General features: G+C 57.7%; 12 protein-coding genes. 9 read left to right on the top strand and 3 right to left on the bottom strand.

Annotated elements, in window-relative coordinates; genetic code table 11:
- Positions 1–53: 53 nt before the first annotated feature.
- The 3 genes from AB5Y86_RS07095 (at position 54) to AB5Y86_RS07085 (ending at position 2,004) form a co-directional block, all read left to right on the top strand.
- Positions 54–695, top strand: a complete 642-nt coding sequence (locus tag AB5Y86_RS07095) for a DUF2057 domain-containing protein (protein WP_252656836.1) — start codon at positions 54–56, stop codon at positions 693–695.
- A 74-nt stretch (positions 696–769) separates the two neighbouring features.
- A complete protein-coding gene (locus AB5Y86_RS07090) occupies positions 770–1,216 on the top strand; it encodes an HIT domain-containing protein (protein ID WP_368192473.1) in 447 nt (148 codons plus the stop codon).
- 89 nt (positions 1,217–1,305) lie between these two features.
- A complete protein-coding gene (locus AB5Y86_RS07085; protein ID WP_350237132.1) occupies positions 1,306–2,004 on the top strand; it encodes a DUF3334 family protein in 699 nt (232 codons plus the stop codon).
- Between the two features lie 67 nt (positions 2,005–2,071).
- On the opposite strand, the gene AB5Y86_RS07080 is transcribed toward AB5Y86_RS07085, so the two are convergent.
- Positions 2,072–3,070, bottom strand: a complete 999-nt coding sequence (locus tag AB5Y86_RS07080; protein WP_058059483.1) for a DUF2860 family protein — start codon at positions 3,068–3,070, stop codon at positions 2,072–2,074.
- Between the two features lie 206 nt (positions 3,071–3,276).
- Here AB5Y86_RS07080 and arcB point away from each other — a divergent pair, with 206 nt between their 5' ends.
- From arcB to AB5Y86_RS07050, 6 genes are all read left to right on the top strand, one after another.
- Entirely contained in the window at positions 3,277–5,589 is a 2,313-nt protein-coding gene (gene arcB / locus AB5Y86_RS07075; protein WP_368192472.1) for an aerobic respiration two-component sensor histidine kinase ArcB, read from the top strand.
- A 51-nt stretch (positions 5,590–5,640) separates the two neighbouring features.
- The gene (gene dgt / locus AB5Y86_RS07070) at positions 5,641–7,005 is read left to right on the top strand and encodes a dGTPase (RefSeq protein WP_368192471.1); all 1,365 of its coding nucleotides are present in this window, start codon (positions 5,641–5,643) and stop codon (positions 7,003–7,005) included.
- A 315-nt stretch (positions 7,006–7,320) separates the two neighbouring features.
- Positions 7,321–7,524: a hypothetical protein gene (locus AB5Y86_RS07065; protein ID WP_136502003.1), complete on the top strand. Its 204-nt coding sequence runs from the start codon at positions 7,321–7,323 to the stop codon at positions 7,522–7,524.
- A gap of 223 nt (positions 7,525–7,747) precedes the next feature.
- Positions 7,748–11,989, top strand: coding sequence for a transporter substrate-binding domain-containing protein (locus AB5Y86_RS07060; RefSeq protein WP_368192470.1), 4,242 nt, complete (start codon positions 7,748–7,750; stop codon positions 11,987–11,989).
- On the top strand, positions 11,970–13,181 hold the full coding sequence (locus tag AB5Y86_RS07055) for an EAL domain-containing protein (protein ID WP_199415547.1): 1,212 nt from the start codon (positions 11,970–11,972) through the stop codon (positions 13,179–13,181). The genes AB5Y86_RS07060 and AB5Y86_RS07055 overlap by 20 nt, the downstream gene beginning before the upstream one ends.
- Positions 13,182–13,220: 39 nt before the next feature.
- Positions 13,221–15,197, top strand: coding sequence for a methyl-accepting chemotaxis protein (locus AB5Y86_RS07050; RefSeq protein ID WP_368192469.1), 1,977 nt, complete (start codon positions 13,221–13,223; stop codon positions 15,195–15,197).
- A 59-nt stretch (positions 15,198–15,256) separates the two neighbouring features.
- On the opposite strand, the gene rfaH is transcribed toward AB5Y86_RS07050, so the two are convergent.
- Both rfaH and metQ read right to left on the bottom strand, forming a co-directional pair.
- Entirely contained in the window at positions 15,257–15,757 is a 501-nt protein-coding gene (gene rfaH / locus AB5Y86_RS07045; protein WP_005339074.1) for a transcription/translation regulatory transformer protein RfaH, read from the bottom strand.
- A 96-nt stretch (positions 15,758–15,853) separates the two neighbouring features.
- The gene (metQ, locus tag AB5Y86_RS07040) at positions 15,854–16,654 is read right to left on the bottom strand and encodes a methionine ABC transporter substrate-binding lipoprotein MetQ (protein WP_005339072.1); all 801 of its coding nucleotides are present in this window, start codon (positions 16,652–16,654) and stop codon (positions 15,854–15,856) included.
- Positions 16,655–16,670: the final 16 nt, after the last annotated feature.

The following is a 16,670-nucleotide window of genomic DNA, read 5'->3' as shown; positions in this document are numbered from 1 at the left end:
CATCTTCGGCTGCTACCCTGCGCCCATCATCGGCATCAGGAAGATCAGCGGGAATGAAGAGTAATAGAGGGTTGACCGGGTTTGTGCTGCTCTGTGCAGTCTTGGGGGCAGGCAGTGTACAGGCCATGGTGGACGTGAAGGTGCCGGAGAATTTCCGCATTCTCGCGGTGAGCAACGGTACCTTGCAGGACGAGCAGCATGCCACCCTGGCTGATGGCGAGCAGCAACTGCTGGTGCGCTTCGAGGGGGTGATCCCCAGTCGCAGCAGCAGCGAGAATGATCGGCAGGTACACTCCGAGCCACAGGTGGTGCGCTATCAGGGCAGCAATCAGCATTTGCAGTTGACGGCCAGCGTACCGGGAGACGAGCGGGGGATGCAGGCGTATGCCAAGGCTCCTGTGGTAGCGCTGCAGGAGAATGGCCGCGCGCTTGCTATCCAGCAGGATGCGCTGGTGACCAGCGGCATGCTGCTAGGGGTGGATTGGAACGGCAAACTGGCTGAATACAACCGCAGCGGCGGCAAGGCGGCGCTGACGGCCGTCGCTGTGACTACACAACCAACGGCTACGCTATCCGGTAGGGGGCAACCCGTTGTGGCTGCCAGCGAGCTGGAAGGGCAGTTGCAGCAGTTGTTCCTCCAGGCCGATCCGGCCCTGCGCAAGCGCTTTATCGGTTGGGCCGTGCCACAGCTTTAAGTTTTCTGCCCGTTGCAGTAACGTGGACACTCCTTTTTTCAGGCGCTCTGTTCATCGTACTCAACGAGGTTTTCATGTTTGAATTGCATTCACGCCTGCAGGCAGATACCCGGTGGCTCGGGGATCTGCCCCTCTGCCGTGTCTTGCTGGCCAAAGACAGCCAGTATCCTTGGCTTATCCTGGTACCGCGAGTAGCCAACCTGCGGGAAATTCACCATCTGGCGCCGGAGCAGCAGCAACAGCTGATGCAGGAGTCCTGCGCCGTCGCCGCCCTGATGGAACAGGCCCTCAGCCCGGACAAGATCAACATTGGGGCGCTGGGTAATTTGGTGCCGCAACTCCACCTTCACCATGTCGCCCGCTTTGAGACGGATCGTGCTTGGCCCGGCCCCATCTGGGGCGCTCATCCGGTCGTGCCTTATGAGCCACAAGTTTTGGCACAGCAGGCCGATATATGGCGTGCCCGGCTCGCCAAGCTGAGCGGTTTCACCCCTGTGGCTGCTGATAACGGAGTCAACTGAGATGCGTGTCGCTATTTCAGCCTCCGGGCCGCGCCATCTGTTAGAGTTATGGTATAGATAAGCCCATTTTCGATGTTCAGGAAGGTCCCATGATAGTGACAAGATCCGATGACGATGCCGTATTGACCACAGAGGATGTGCTGCTCAGCCTGTGCAACTCGGTGACGGACGTTTTGAGTGCCGCGACCATGAGTCAGGTGCGGTTTTCCGGCATGGTGCAGCGGATCAGCAAGACCTGCCTCAAGCCGGATATCGGCTGCTTCGTGCTGTTCGATGGCGGTTTTTCCGGTCTGGTGGTGATCAACTTCTCCGCCGCCGCCGCCATGGAGCTGTACGAGAGCTACATGCTGAGCATGGGGCTCTCCAAAGAGGATCTCGCCATCTCCCACACCTCTGATGAGGTGAGCAACGTGATGGGCGAGCTGATGAACCAGATCGTCGGCAGCTTCACCGTCAAGGTGGGCCGGGATCTGCAGACCCACATTACCCAGAACCAGCCGAAGATGCTGGCCCTCAACAAGCAGGTGATGCTGAGCGTCGATACCAATCTCGACAGCCCGGAGTCCCGCCGCGTCACCTTCTTCACCGCCCGCAACAACATCTTCTATCTGGAGCTGGCGATGGACAAAACCGAGTTCATCCGCATCCACAATGAGGGGATGGAGCATGAAGAGCTGGATCCCGATGCGCTGATCGCCCAGGCCAAGCAGGATGCCGCCAAGCCGGCTCAGGCTGCGACCCCGGTCGCCAACGATCACGACGATCTACTCGACTCTCTGGGTATTTGAGTCAAACGCCGGATAGCAACAAGGCCACCTTCGGGTGGCCTTGTTGTATCGGTGCGCACAACAGTCGTTAGAAGTTGTAGAGCAGGCCGGTGTTGAACATCACGGATTCAGAATCGTAGAAGTTGATGTCGGAATCGGACTTGGCATAGCCAGCGGTAAAGGTTGCCGAGAGCGGCGCAATACCGAACAGGCGGTGCCAGAAGAAGGTACCGGTCAGGGCAAACTCGTCGGAGTCGGCGTTTTGGCCAAAGATGGGGTTGGCCTCATCATATTTGGTCTGGCCCAGATAGGCGTTGCTGACGAAAGACCACTGGGAAGCGCGCATGCCGTAGGTCAACTGCAGGCCGTTGCTCTTGTAGCTCTGGGCGCTACCGTCCAGGTCGGCTTGACGGTAGATAAAGGCTGGCTCCAGCATCTGACCGGGTGCCAGCTGCCATTTGTAGGAGAGGTCGAGGGCGTGGATCTTGCCGTTGCGATCCAGCTTGGCTGCATAGTTTGTCTGGTTATCCTTATCGTATTGCTGGCCGCTGCGCTCCTCATCCACCTCGATGTTGCGGGTGGTCAGGCTGCCATTGAAGTTGCTACCCCAGATGCTGTCCCAGGCGAAGCGCACCCCTTTTGACTTGATATCGGTCGACTGGCGATCAACGCCTACGGCGAAGGGATCGCTCCACTGCTCGGTCGGCATGGCATTAAAGACCACGGAGCCAGCTACGATGCCCTTGTCGCTCATCTCCTGACGGATACCGAGCTGCTGGGTGAAGTCGAAACGGATGGCATCCTGGATCAGGTTACCGAGGAAGACCTGGGTGCGGGTATCGGCAAAGGTGTAGCGGATATCGGCGTTGAGCAGCGGGGCAACGGCGGAGCTGCTCTCGGCACTGCCCAGTCCGCTCAGGCGGCGGTTTTCATCATCACCACTATAAAAATTCGATTCGTAATTGATGACACTGACCCCGCCAAGCAGGAAACCGGACCAGCCAGACTCCTTGGGAATTTCACCCAAATCAGCATAAGCACTATTTGCGACCAGCAGGCCCAGGCCCAGCAAGGTGGTATTGCGCATCGGATAACTCCTAAATTAAATGGTGGTGAATTTTTTCGGCCGGTGAGTATAAAGAAAAAACCTTAATGGCAACTGACTCAATATTGCCAATTATCCTAACCCACTCATTTCATTCGGCGAATCGTTAATTAATTGTGCGAGATTAAGAAGAGTTCACTCGGTTGTGCTGGTATTCTGTACCGCGAATATCGGGGGAAAACAATAAGATGAAACAGATTAAATCCTGGGCGCAATATTATGTCGATCTGATGACCAAGCTGGGACTGGTGCGCTTCAGCATGTTCCTGGCGGCGGGCATTATCGTGCTGGCGGTCGCCATCCAGATGGGGGTGACCCTGTTCCTGCGCGGCAATATCGATGTGATCGACTTCGTTCGCTCGGTCTTTTTTGGCCTGCTGGTGACCCCCTGGGCGGTCTATTTTCTCTCCATCGTGGTGGATCAGCTGGAGGATTCCCGTCAGCGACTGAGCCGGATGGTGCGCAAGCTGCAAGATATGCGCGAGCGGGATCTGGAGCTCAATACCCAGCTGCAGGAGAACATCAGCCGCCTCAACGCCCAGATTGCCGAGACCAACCGGGCCGAGAGCCTGCGTCTGCAGGCCATCGAGGATCTCGAGAACGAGGTGTTCCAGCGAGAGAAAGCCCAGCTCCATCTGGGGGAGCGCACCGCGCTGCTGCGCTCCTTTATCGACTGCTCCCCGGATCTGGTCTACTACCGCAACGAGGATGAGCAGTTTTCCGGCTGCAACCGCGCCATGGAAGAGCTGACCGGCAAGGTAGAGGCCGAGCTGATCGGTCTGACCCCGTTCGATGTCTACAAGCAGGAGATCGCCAACAAGGTGGTGGAGACCGACAAGCAGGTCTTTGCCAGCAACGAGCCGCTCACCTACGAGCAGTGGCTGGAGTATCCCGATGGCCGCAAAGCTTACTTCGAGCTGCGCAAGGTGCCCTTCTTCGACCGCTTCGGCAAGCGACTCGGCCTGCTCGGTTTTGGCCGCGATATCACCGAGCGCAAGCAGTATCAGGACAAGCTGGAGAAGGCGAGTCGCGACAAGACCACCTTTATCTCCACCATCAGCCACGAGTTGCGCACCCCGCTCAACGGCATCGTGGGCTTAAGCCGGATGCTGATGGATACCCCCCTCGATCCCAAGCAGCACCAGCAGCTCAAGACCATTCACCTGAGTGCGGTGACCCTTGGCAATATCTTCAACGACATCATCGACTTGGACAAACTGGATCGCCGTCGCCTAGAAATTGCGCCGACCCGTATCGACCTGCCCGCCTTCCTCGACGAGCTGGAGACCCTGTCGCGCATTCAGGCGGAGCAGAAGGGGCTCTATCTCCATTTCGATCGCGATGGTGACATGCCGCAATTTGTGATGGCTGACGGTACCCGCCTGCGTCAGGTGCTGTGGAATCTGGTGGGCAACGCGGTCAAGTTTACCGATGAGGGGGGCGTCACCGTGCGTTGTCTCTCCCATCCCGCCGACGAGCAGGGCAAGCTGGCCCTGCACTTCGAGGTGGAGGATACCGGTATCGGTATCCCGCGCGCTCAGCAGGAGAAGATCTTCGCCATGTACTATCAGGTGCAGGGCAAGAAGCACGCCACCGGCACCGGCATTGGCCTCGCGGTCTCCCGTCAGCTGGTGCAGGCGATGGGCGGCCAGCTCTATGTGGACAGCGATCCGGGCGAAGGTTCCTGCTTTACCGCCGAGCTGGAAGTGGCTTGCGCCGAGCCTGTGTTTCCAGAGCAGGAGGAGGAGATGCCCTCCCTCGATATCCTGCTGGTGGAGGATGTGGAGCTTAACGTGACGGTGGCCTGCGCCCTGCTGGGCAAGTTGGGTCATCAGGTGCAGGTGGCACGGGACGGTACCCAGGCGTTGGCGATGGCCAACCCGGATGATTTCGACCTCATTTTGCTCGATATCCAGCTGCCGGATATGACCGGCTTTGATGTGGCGAAAACCCTGCTGGAGCGTTATGGCGACAGCCTGCCACCCATGGTGGCACTCACCGCCAACTCTACCGGCGATCGCCAGTACTACCGGGATCACGGCATGCAGGATGTCATTAACAAGCCGCTTGGCTCCAAAGCGGTGCGGGAGGTGATTGGTCACCTGTTTGCCGATCTGGCCGAGGATGAAGCGGACGAGCAGGCGGATGCGGGCAATCAGGATGTCCTGCTGGATATCCCCTTCCTCACCGATTACGCCGATACCGTGGGCAAGCCGGTGCTGCTCTCCAGCGTCGATCTGTTCGAGAAAATGATGCCGGACTACATGGCTGTGCTCGACTCCAACATGATTGCCAAGGATCAGGCCGGGGTGGTGGAAGAGGCACACAAGATAAAAGGGGCGGCAGGCTCCATTGGCCTGCGCCGATTGCAGCAGACGGCCCAGCTGATCCAGAGCCCGGATCATCCCGCCTGGTGGGAAAACGTGGAAGACTGGATTGAGACGCTGCGCCAGGAATATCCGGGCGACATCGCCCGTCTGCGGCGCTGGTTGCTGTCTTGAGGCTGGAGGTTGTCTTGAGTCTGATGGAAGTTGCTGGCAAGGAGCTGCAAGATGTATAGCCGTTTGATTACCCCCGCGCGCATCCACTCCTGGGGGGATGAGGAGCTGCTGGAGGCGACCGAGCAGGATCGCGCCCGTATCGTGCAGGCCGCGCCGGTACGCCGGTTGCAGCAGAAGACCCAGGTCTTTCCGCTCGATGTGAAGGCCTCGGTGCGTAGTCGCCTCACCCACTCGCTGGAGGTGCAGGAGACCGGTCGCCAGATCAGCCGCCGCATTCTGGCCGCCTTGCCTGCTGGGATGGTCTGTGAAGGGGCTTTTATCAATCTGGTGGAGATGTCCTGCCTGCTTCATGACGTGGGCAACCCGCCGTTTGGCCACTTTGGCGAGCAGGTGATGAGCCACTGGCTCGGCGAGATGCTCGATCCCCTCTATCAGCAGGCGCTGGCGCAGCCACCTTCGGCCCAGTGGGCTGAATTGCGTCAGGATCTGCAACTGTTTGATGGCAACGCCCAGAGTCTGCGGCTGGTGCACAGCTTGCACGAGCTCAACCTGACACTCGGACAACTGGCGGCGCTCTGCAAATACCCGCAGCAGCCGCAACCCGGGGTGAGTTATGGCCAGCATCATGGCTGGAGCAGCAAGCGGGGCATCTTCTTTAGCGAGCAGCCGCTCTACCGCGCCCTCGGTCAGAGCCTGGGATTGGCCCCTGGCTGCCGTCATCCGCTGGTTTACATCATGGAGGCGGCCGATGACATCTCCTACTGCATCGCCGATCTGGAAGATGCGGTAGATCGGCGGATCCTGACTCAGGGTGAACTGCTGGCGGCGCTGCGAGCTGCTGACCAGAGTGATTACATGGGCACCTTGCTGGATGAGGCGCTGGCTTCTGGTCGGGGCTTTTTCCCCCATTTTCGCCAGCAACTTACCCGGGATCTGGTTGCGCTGGCGGCGCAGAGCTATGTCAGCGAACATCAGGCCATTTTGCAGGGATCCTATCCGCAAGCGCTGCTGCACGGTCAGGCGCCGGCGGCGCGGGTGCTCGATATCCTCAAACGGGTGGCCCGCGAGCTGGTCTTTATGCGCCCCGAGGTGGAAGCGCTTGAGCTGGAGGGGTATGCGGCGCTGCGCGGGGTGCTGACCAGTTATGCCTGCCTGTTGTCGCTGCCAGCGCCACAGTTTGCCCGTCTGCTGGCCGGGGAGGGGAGTCAGACGCTTTTCTTTGCGCGCCGCCTCTATCACCGCCTCTCGGCCCGCCATCTCAAGGCCTATCGATTGGCGATCGCCACTCCGGATCCGCGCTTTGCCTGCCAGAACGAGCAGGAGTGGTATTACCGGGTGCGGCTGCTGCTCGATTATGTCAGCGGCATGACGGATACCTACGTGCTGGAGGAGTACCGGCTACTCTCGGGGATCTGATGCCCCAGGCTCCCTGTCGGGCAGCATAAAATGCCGTAAAAACGTTTAAAAAGGAGTCGCAAGAGGCTTGTTTTAAATTCGGATATTTTTTAGACTTCTGCAACCTGTTCAACTTTTACCCGGTAAGGAGACGAAAATGCAACATCTGATGCTCAATATTGCATTCTCTCGCGGCACTGCGTGCGGCGTGAAATCTCGTGCTCTTTTACCGCGTGGCGTAAACAGGTAACCCCTGTCTTTTTATCACCCGCGGTTCGTCCCGCAGGGTGATATCCACTTTCTCCGGGAGAACCGCATGTTCAACTGGAGAATGTCATGTCTATCGAACTGGTTTTACTGCGCAGTGTTGAATCCCTGGTCCAGAGAAGGATTGCCCGGGTCGAGCATCGTCTCGTGCAGGTCAATCTGTCACCCGCCCTGCTCAGGGATATCGGGCTGGAAGGATATCAGGGTCAAATCGCCCTCGTTCGCGAGCGGGAGTATCAAACCGGCTTCCGCCTCGGGAATCGAATAACCTGATCGCGAGGGGGAGAATAAGATCCCCCTCGCTAGTGAAATGGCAGGCTGCATGCCTGCCATTTTTCCATCTTATGGTTGATTCCAGGTTCACATGTTGGTGACTCAGTATTATCCTCTCCGCCCTCTTTGTAACAGCTGTGATTGTTTTCTCGCCTTGCGTCGTCAGGATCTGCAAGATTAGAGGTGGCAGCCCTATCTGTTTTACTCATCAGGACAAGACCTTATGCTACTCCTTCGTCAGCTTTTTCTTCCCATTTTGCTGTTGTTTTCAGGCATGTTGGCTGTTGCGGCTCCCCAACCGCAAGATGAGAGCACAAGTAACGAGATTTCTGCACAAAAGGAGCTGCTGGTTGGGGTTCCCCGTGGCGGCTATCTCCCTTTCATCTATCAACTCCCCAACCAGCGTTATGCCGGTCCGCTCAAGGAGCTGGCCTCGCGCATTGCAGCCGAAATGGGCGTGTCATTGCGTTATATCCCCTACAACTCCTACGTGGATGCCCAGATTGCTCTCCAAGGCGGCCAGATCGATGCATTAATCGGGGTCGAACGTAATGCTCTTGAATTGAAGGGGATAAACCCTATTGGCAGTATCGGTTCTTATGCTCGCTCCATTTTAATGCATACCCCGGATCAGCGATTGACCCTGGAGCAGGCGCGCAAGTTACGCTGGGTCTGTATTCGTGGTTTTGGCAGTTGTAATGAATTGGCTCGTTTGGGGATCTCTGATGTAACTGAGCTGGAGAGCCGTACTGAGGCGACCTATATGGTCAAGCTGGGCGCTGTCGATGCATATCTTGATTTGGAACCCATTGTTTCCCTCAAGATGGAGAGAATGCCAGCGTCAATGGGGGTTGTCGCTCCTGGGTGGCTTTCTGGCAGCACGCTGACGATGGCGACCAGCTCCCGCCAGCCAGAACTGAGTGAGAAGCTTTGGCAGGCATATCAACAGATACCCGTTGCAGACTCACGATTACGGTTGCATCAGAAAGATGAACGCGCCAACGCTGGTCTGTTGCTGGAACCAGATGAGGCTAGTTGGCTGAAGCAGAGAAACAAGGTCATCAAGTTCGCCGTTGCCCCCGGATTTGCCGGCATCAGTGAAATCGATGACGAAGGTGAATTGCATGGCTATACGGCAGACCTGATGAAGTTATTGAGTCTGCGCTCCGGGATCCGCTTTGAGCTGGCGTCGACAAATACCTGGCAGGAGTCACTTAAACTGCTGAAACAGCACAAAGTGGACCTTATTCCCTTGATGACACCGCTCAAGGATCGTCAGTCCTTTGCCTCTTTTACCTCCTCCTATCTGAAGTTCGACAGCTATGTCGTAGCCAGACACGGTGCTCGCCCGCTGAAGTCGCTGGTCGAGCTGAAAGGGCGTCTGATTGGTGGTGTGACGGGCTCTTACGAAGCCTCTCTCATTCACGCGCTGGGCGCCAATATTATCGAAGTAGGCAAAGATGCCGATTTACTGACCTTGCTTGATACTGGGCGAGCTGAATATGTGCTGTTGACCATGACCAATCTGGGACAGCAGGCAATGAAGGGTTTCAATGAGAAGTATCAGGTGGTGCTGAGTTCCCCCGAATTTTCCGTACCTATCAGTATGGCCGTCGACAATGCTCAGCCCGAGTTGCTCCGAATCATGGACAAATTGCTGCTGACCATCACGGATGAGGAGTGGCAACTGCTGGAACGACGCTGGCTCAATGTATCGGTCAACATCGAGTCTGATTACACCCTGATTTACAAATGGTTGGCCATAGGGGGGGGCGCCTTGCTCGTCAGCGGTTTGCTGGTGATGCTTTGGGCTCGCAGTTTGCGTCGCCAGATTGCGCAGCGGAAAATCGCAGAGGACAAGCTGAACGAACAGTTGCTGTTTGTGCAGACCTTGCTCAACTCACTGCCAACCATGGTGGCGCTACGTGATAGCGAGCAGCGGATCACCTTGTGCAATCAGGCCTATCGCGATGCTTTTCTCGGTGCTGGCAGTTGCAGTGAGGAGCTGCAAAACATGCCAGAGACACTCAGAAACAGTGTGTTGGAAGAAGAGCGTTTAGTGTGGCAGACAGGACAGGATTTGGAGGGGGCAGGGAGCAACCTGCGAGCTGATGGTACGCCCTGCCATGTTATCTATGCCAAACGCCCTTATCGCGATCCCGATGGCAATATGCTGGGGGTGTTGACAGTACTGACCGATGTCAGCCGGATCAAGGAGGCGGAGGAGCGCGCCCGTCAGGCTGAAAATCGCCTTACCCAGATTACCGACAGCATGCCTGGGGTGGTCTATCAGTATTTGTGGCAAGGGCCGGGCAAGGGGCGCTTTCTTTATGCCTCTCAGGGGGCCAACGAGATTCTGGGGGTATCTCACCAGGATTTATTTAACGCTGAATCGGGTGGTGAGGTATTTGGCTTTACCGAACAGGCCCTGCAGGAGTTTGTCAGCAAGGTGGCCAACCATGCCGAGACCCTGGCCCCCCTCGATCTGGAGGTCAGGGTGGAGCGGCCTGATGGAGATCGCTATCTGCAAGTGCGTGGCAACTTTGTCAGACAGGAGCAGCAGGCACTGATCCTTAACGGGGTGATTCAGGACATCACTGCCCTCAAGCAACAGGAATATGAGCTGCGCGAAGCTCGCGCCTATGCCGAGCAGGCGATGCAGGCTCGCAGCCGCTTTTTGGCAACCATGAGCCATGAACTACGAACACCCATCTCAGGCATGCATGGCATGCTCGAATTGCTGCAAATGAGCGAGCTCAACGACGACCAGCGTTTTATGGTGCGCAATGTGGTCACCTCGACCAATAACCTGCTCTATCTGGTCAATGACATCCTCGATTTCTCAAAGATAGAAGCAGGTCAGTTGCAGTTGAATTACCAGAGCAGCCGGTTGCAAACGGTGATCTGCGATGCTATTCGTGGCCACGCGACACTGGCTCATAACAAGGGGCTCCACGTGGTGCTGGAGTGGGAGCATCATGTGCCGGATTGGGCCGACATCGATGGGGTGCGTATCGGTCAGGTCATCTCCAACCTGCTCAACAATGCGGTGAAGTTTACCGAACAAGGGGGGATTACGATTCGGGTCAGCTACCTGAACGAGCAACTGACCATCAGTGTCAGTGACACCGGTATCGGGATCGCCGAAGAAAAGCAGGCGCTGCTGTTCACGCCTTTTGAGCAGGTGGAGTCAGATATCAACCGTCGTTTTGGTGGCACCGGACTGGGGTTGGCAATCTGTGAGCAGCTGGTATGCAAAATGGGGGGGGCACTGACACTGACCAGCAAGGCAGGAGAGGGCTCCTGCTTCCGCTTTACCGTACCGCTTACCAATCCGCAGTGGGAGCCCCCAGCTCTGGCTGACACAGAATGGTGGTTTTTCAGCGATGACACCAACCTCGAAGCGGCCATGGTGCGGCAGGGGGCCAAGCTCAGGTACTTGGGGGCCAGTGAGCTCAGTCGCTCACTGGACGGGTTGCTGTTGGCCGATCAACGGTGGCTTGAGCAAGCGCTGGGGGGGGAATGGCAAAGCTGGCTGCAACACTCTGCGCTGAAGGGGATTATAGCGTCACCTGATGAGGCGTTACGGGGTCGGATTGGTGAACAGAAATGGTGGCGCCTGGGTCTATCTCCTCTCTATCCGGATCTTCTGCTGGAGAGCTGCCACGAATTGCTACAAGAGCGGGTCACACCGCACCTCCCAGCGCTTGCAAAGATGCTGGGTGGCAAAGTACTGGTGGCCGATGATCATCCGGTCAATCGTGCCTTGCTGGCACGGCAGTTGGCCATTCTTGGTATCGAGGCTCAGGTTGTGGAAGATGGCGAGAAGGCTCTGCGGGCCTGGCAGGGACAGCAATTCTCTCTGCTGTTGACTGATTGCCATATGCCGGTGATGGATGGTTATGCTCTGACCAAGGCGTTGCGGGCTGCGGGAGTGACGGCCCCCATCATAGGGGTAACGGCAGATACGTCGGAAGAGGCGAGTGCTCGTATGGTAGAGGCAGGCATGAGTGACATGCTACTGAAGCCCTACCCGCTGGATATCTTGCGCCAGATGCTGGCCCATTGGCTGGCAGAGAAGACGCCAACCAGAAGCGCGGTTGCGCCCGTTGGTGGGGTGACTGGCATGCAGGCTGAACGCTGGTTGGCGTTGTTTGGTGACGAGCTGACCGCGCGAGCCATGGCGGTGGAGTATCTCGATTCCAACCGGCAGGATGGCGAGGCCATGATGGCTGCGCTGATTTGTCATGATGCCAGCGCTTTGGTAGAGACCGCCCACCGGATCAAGGGGGCTGCCCGAATGGTCGGGTTGGAGGAGCTTGCCAGCCAGGCCGCCATACTGGAATCGGCAGCGCGATTGAAGCGGCTCGACGAGCTCGACGATCTGGTCAGCACTGTGCAGAGGTTGATGACGGCGATTGCCCACGACATTGGATTATGGCTCGATGATAAAAGCACAACATGAGTTGGTCATCATGGTCGTGGAAGACCATGGATTTCAGCGCAAGGCGCTGCTGCACCAGATCCGCAGCCTGGGTTACCAGAATCTGCTGGAAGCGGTTGATGGTGTCGAGGCGTTGGCGCTTAGCCAGCAACACAACGTCGATATCCTGTTTTGTGATCTGCGAATGCCCGGAATGGATGGCATGGCGCTGTTGAGCCGCCTGTCGCTAGGTGGTTTTCAGGGCGGCATTATCCTCTCCAGTGCGCTTGAGGGGGATGTGGTGGAAGCCGTATTGCGTATGAGTGCCGCTTATGGCTTGCAGGTGCTCGGTCGCATAGATAAACCCTCAACGCCGCAGCAGCTCCAGCGGCTTATCCAGGCTTGGTCACCCCGGCAGGAACCCGTCAGGGAGGAAGAGGGGCACAGAATAGGGCTCGATGAGTTGCGTCGAGCGATCGAGCAAGATCAACTGCTGCCCTGGTATCAGCCCAAGGTGAGTTTTGCATCCGGCGAATGGGTCGGGATGGAGGCGTTGGCCCGCTGGCAACACCCCGAGTTTGGCCTGATCCCCCCCGGGCGTTTTATTTCACTGGCGGAGAGCAGCGGGCTTATCGATCCGTTGACCGAGGTGATCATCAGCAAATCTCTGAGTGATGGTCATTTATGGGAGGAAACCGGGTTGTCACTCAATCTGTCGATGAACCTCTCCACCACCTCACTCATTGAAGGGGATCTTTGCAACTTATTGATTGATCAGTGCAAGCGCTGGAGTATCAATCCGGAACTTATCACTCTGGAGGTGACCGAGAGCGCATTCGTGCAGGATCTGGGCAAGTCTCTGGAGGTGCTGACCCGGCTGAGGATGCACGGTTTTGGCCTCTCCATCGATGATTTTGGTACCGGCTACTCCTCGATGCGGCAGCTGGCACTGTTGCCGTTCACCGAACTCAAGCTGGATCGCTCCTTTGTCGATCGCTGCCATGCCGATCCGTCACGTTTGGCTATCATCGAGTCCAGTATCGAGTTAGCCCGCAAGCTGGGGCTGAAGTCGGTGGCGGAAGGGGTAGAAGATGAGGCGACCTGGCGAGTGCTGGCCCAACTCGGTTGCGACCTTTGTCAGGGATTTTTCTCTGCCCGCCCGATGCCGCGCAGTGAATTGGCTAATTGGCACCGGACTTGGCAAGATAGATTGCCTACACTGATATCTATCTGATTCTGTTGGCTGGATCCCTCCGTTTGAACAAGGATGTTCATGAAAATCTCAAGCAAGTTGCTGCTCAGCTTCGGTTTTATCAACCTGCTGATCCTGCTCTCCTCCACGCTGGTCTATTACCGGCTGACCCAGATCAATCAGGCCCAACACACCCTGCTGGAGCAGGCGCTGCCCGCCCTGCAGCGGGATGAAACGAGCCAGAAGGCGCTGGTTGCCACCGTTTCCGCCTTGCGTGGCTATCTTATCCTCGGCAAGGATCCGGCTCAGGCCTCCCGCCTCAAGCAGGAGTGGGAGTCGGCCTGGCAGGCCATCGCCCATCAGGCGTTCAGTCCGGCGCTCGCCAAGTCTCTTGAGACCTTCAAAAGCCATCAGGATAAGGTGTGGACCATAGCCCAGAGTGAAGAGAATCTGCCCGCTCATACCCAGATGCTGCAGGAGGCGGGGCCGCTGGCGGAGGCGGCGCTCGATCAACTGCAATCTTTTGCCAATGAGGAGGTGGCGACCCCGCAGGATCAACTCTCTGGCGATCGCCGTATGTTGCTCAAACAGGTGGGAGATGCCTACAACAGCCTCGCCAATTCCCTCTCTGCCCTGAGGGATTTTCTCATCTCAGGCGATCCCGAATACCGCAGCAAATATCAGGATTACTACCAGTTTCACCAGCAGCGGGTGGCTGAGGTGAAGCAGCAAGCCGCGCTCTTTACCGATACCCAGCAGAGCCTCTGGCAGCTGTTTGAAGAGATGGCGACCCCCTTCTCCGAGCTGGTGGGGCTGGTGATCGAGAAACGCCAGGCGCCGGATTGGGATCAGGCAAACTACCTGATGGCCACCGACATCGAGCCGATGCAGTCCAGCCTCAGCGAGCAGCTGGTCCAGCAGGTGGAGAAAACCCGCGCCGAGGTGGAGCTGATTTCGGCGCAGATGACCGGAGCCGGGAGGGCTATCAACCAGACACTGCTGTCGGCTACCGGCAGCGCCATCGTGCTTGGCATGGTGGTCGCATGGCTCTTTAGTCGCCGTCTGACCCGTGACATAGTCTGTCTGGTGAACCGGGCGGGGCAGGTTGCGGATGGTCGTCTGGCGGCCGAGCCCTTGCCAATCACAGGGCAGGATGAGTTGGGAGAATTGACTGGTTCCATCAACCGGATGTCTGCCCAGTTACATCATCTGGTCGGGGAGTTGCAGGGCGCAGTGGGGCAGGTCGAGGTGGCCTGTCTCGATGTGGGCAGTACTACCAGAGCCATAGTGGCGGATCTGACGGAGCAGGATCAGCGGGTCGATGCGGTGGCGGCGGCTATCGATCAGATGTCGGTGAGTGCTCGTGATGTGGCTGGCAACATTGCCGGTGTGGCGGATGGTGCCCATCAGGTGAAGCAGCAGACCCGTCAGGGAGAGGCCGCGCTGGCGCGAATGAGCGATACCATGCAGCAGATTGCCGCCATGATTGGACAGGCCAACGAAGCCATGGGGCTGCTGGAGCATCAGAGTGAACAGGTGGGGCAGATCACCGAGGTGATCGCCACCATTGCCGAGCAGACCAACCTGCTGGCCCTCAATGCCGCCATCGAGGCGGCGCGAGCAGGCGAGCAGGGGCGTGGTTTTGCGGTGGTGGCCGATGAGGTTCGCCAGCTGGCGACCCGCACCCATCAATCCACCGCCGAGATCAGCCAGACTATTGCGGCCATCTCCCAGCAGACTCGCCAGACGGTAAGTACCGTCAGCAGCGGTACCCGGTTGGTAGAGCAAGGGCGGGATGCTGTTGGATTGGTGACCGATACCCTGAGTGCCATGAACCAGCTGGTGCAGTCGCTGTCGGGCCAGCTGGAGGCCATTTCGGTGGCAACCGAGCAGCAGTCGCGGGTGGCCGCCGAGGTATCTGGGACGGTCGACGACATTGCCGCGCTCAGTCGGCAATCCTGTCAGCGTAGTCAGCAGGGGGAAGAGATCGTAGCCAGACTGGCTGGCGATACCGGCAAGCTGAAGGCGGTCATCGCCCGCTTTGATCTTGATGCATGAGATGGCGGGATCATCCCGCCATTGCTATTGCCATGCACCGGGCCGTCTGGCCCGTGGGTTTAGTCCAGACGTCTGAAGGTGTGGTTGTCGAAGCTGCTGGTAGTCTCCCGGTTGAGCAGGCTGACCAGCAAAATTGCCCGTTTCTCTCCATCCGGCTCCATATAGATGGCTTCGAATCCAGCCAACGGCCCCTCTTCAATCAGCACCTTGTCGCCCGAGCAGGGCAGGCTGGCGTAGCTGGCTCTCGCCTCGTCGCTGTCATCACGACTCATCAGCTGATAGACCAGCTTGCTGCTGATGGGGGTCCATTCACTGCCAAAGTGGATGATTCTGCTGATGCCGCGGGTCGATTTCAGGGTGACAGGTGTCACCTCTTCCAGATCGACAAAGATAAACAGGTAGTTGGGGAACATGGGTTCCCGTACCGGAACTCGCTTGCCCCGGCGCAGCTTCTCGATCTCCACCATGGGGTAATAGGATTCGATACCCTGGGCATCGAGGTGGGCGCGGGCGCGGGCCTCTTCTTTTGGCTTGCAGTAGGCCAGATACCATTTTTTCATGTTATGAGTATGTTCGTGTTGCCGTGCTCGCGGATATGATAGCGGCGCCAATAAAAAAGGCCACGCATTGCGTGGCCTTTTTTACCGAGTGAGCAATTACCAACCTTTTACCAGGCCACCTTTGAACAGCTCGAGACCTTTCTTGTAAACATCATCGGTCTGGAAAGCTTGTACGAACTGTTTGACCTTCTCGTCATCCTTGTTGTTGTCGCGGGCGACGATCAGGTTGACGTACGGGGACTCTTTGTCTTCAACAAACAGGCCGTTTTCGGTCGGGGTCAGACCAATCTGACCGGCGAAGGTGTTGTTGATGATGGCCAAGTCCACGTCTTCCAGCGAGCGCGGCAGCTGGGCTGCTTCCAGTTCCACAATCTTGAAGTTGCGCGGGTTGCTGGCGATATCCAGCACGGTGGCTTCCAGACCGGCGCCATCCTTCAGGGTGATCAGACCCTGTTTGGCCAGCAGGATCAGGGAGCGGCCCAGGTTGGTCGGATCGTTCGGTACCGCGATCTGGGCGCCATCTTGCAGCTCGCTCAGCGCCTTGATCTTTTTGGAGTAACCGGCGATCGGGTAGACGAAGGTGTTGCCAACCGGCACCAGCTTGAAGCCGCGATCACGCACCTGCGCATCCAGATAAGGTTTGTGCTGGAAGGCGTTGACGTCGATGCTGCCATCGTTCAGCGCCACGTTCGGGGTGACGTAGTCGGAGAAGTTGACCACCTCGACTGTCAGACCGTATTTCTCTTTGGCTACCTTGGCAGCCACTTCAACCAGTTCGGTCTCCGGGCCGGCAATAGCGCCCACTTTCAGAACCTTGCTCTCTTCTTTTTGACCGCAACCGGCCAGAACCAGACCAGCCAGCAGGGCAGCCGCAACGGATTTGATGCCAAATTTCATAAAACCTCCTGTCAGA

Origin of the sequence: Aeromonas sp. s8 (assembly GCF_040907785.1) — a bacterium.
GTDB lineage: Bacteria > Pseudomonadota > Gammaproteobacteria > Enterobacterales > Aeromonadaceae > Aeromonas > Aeromonas veronii.
The sequence above is the reverse complement of the archived record's forward strand: the minus strand, read 5'-3'. Positions and strand labels throughout refer to the sequence as shown.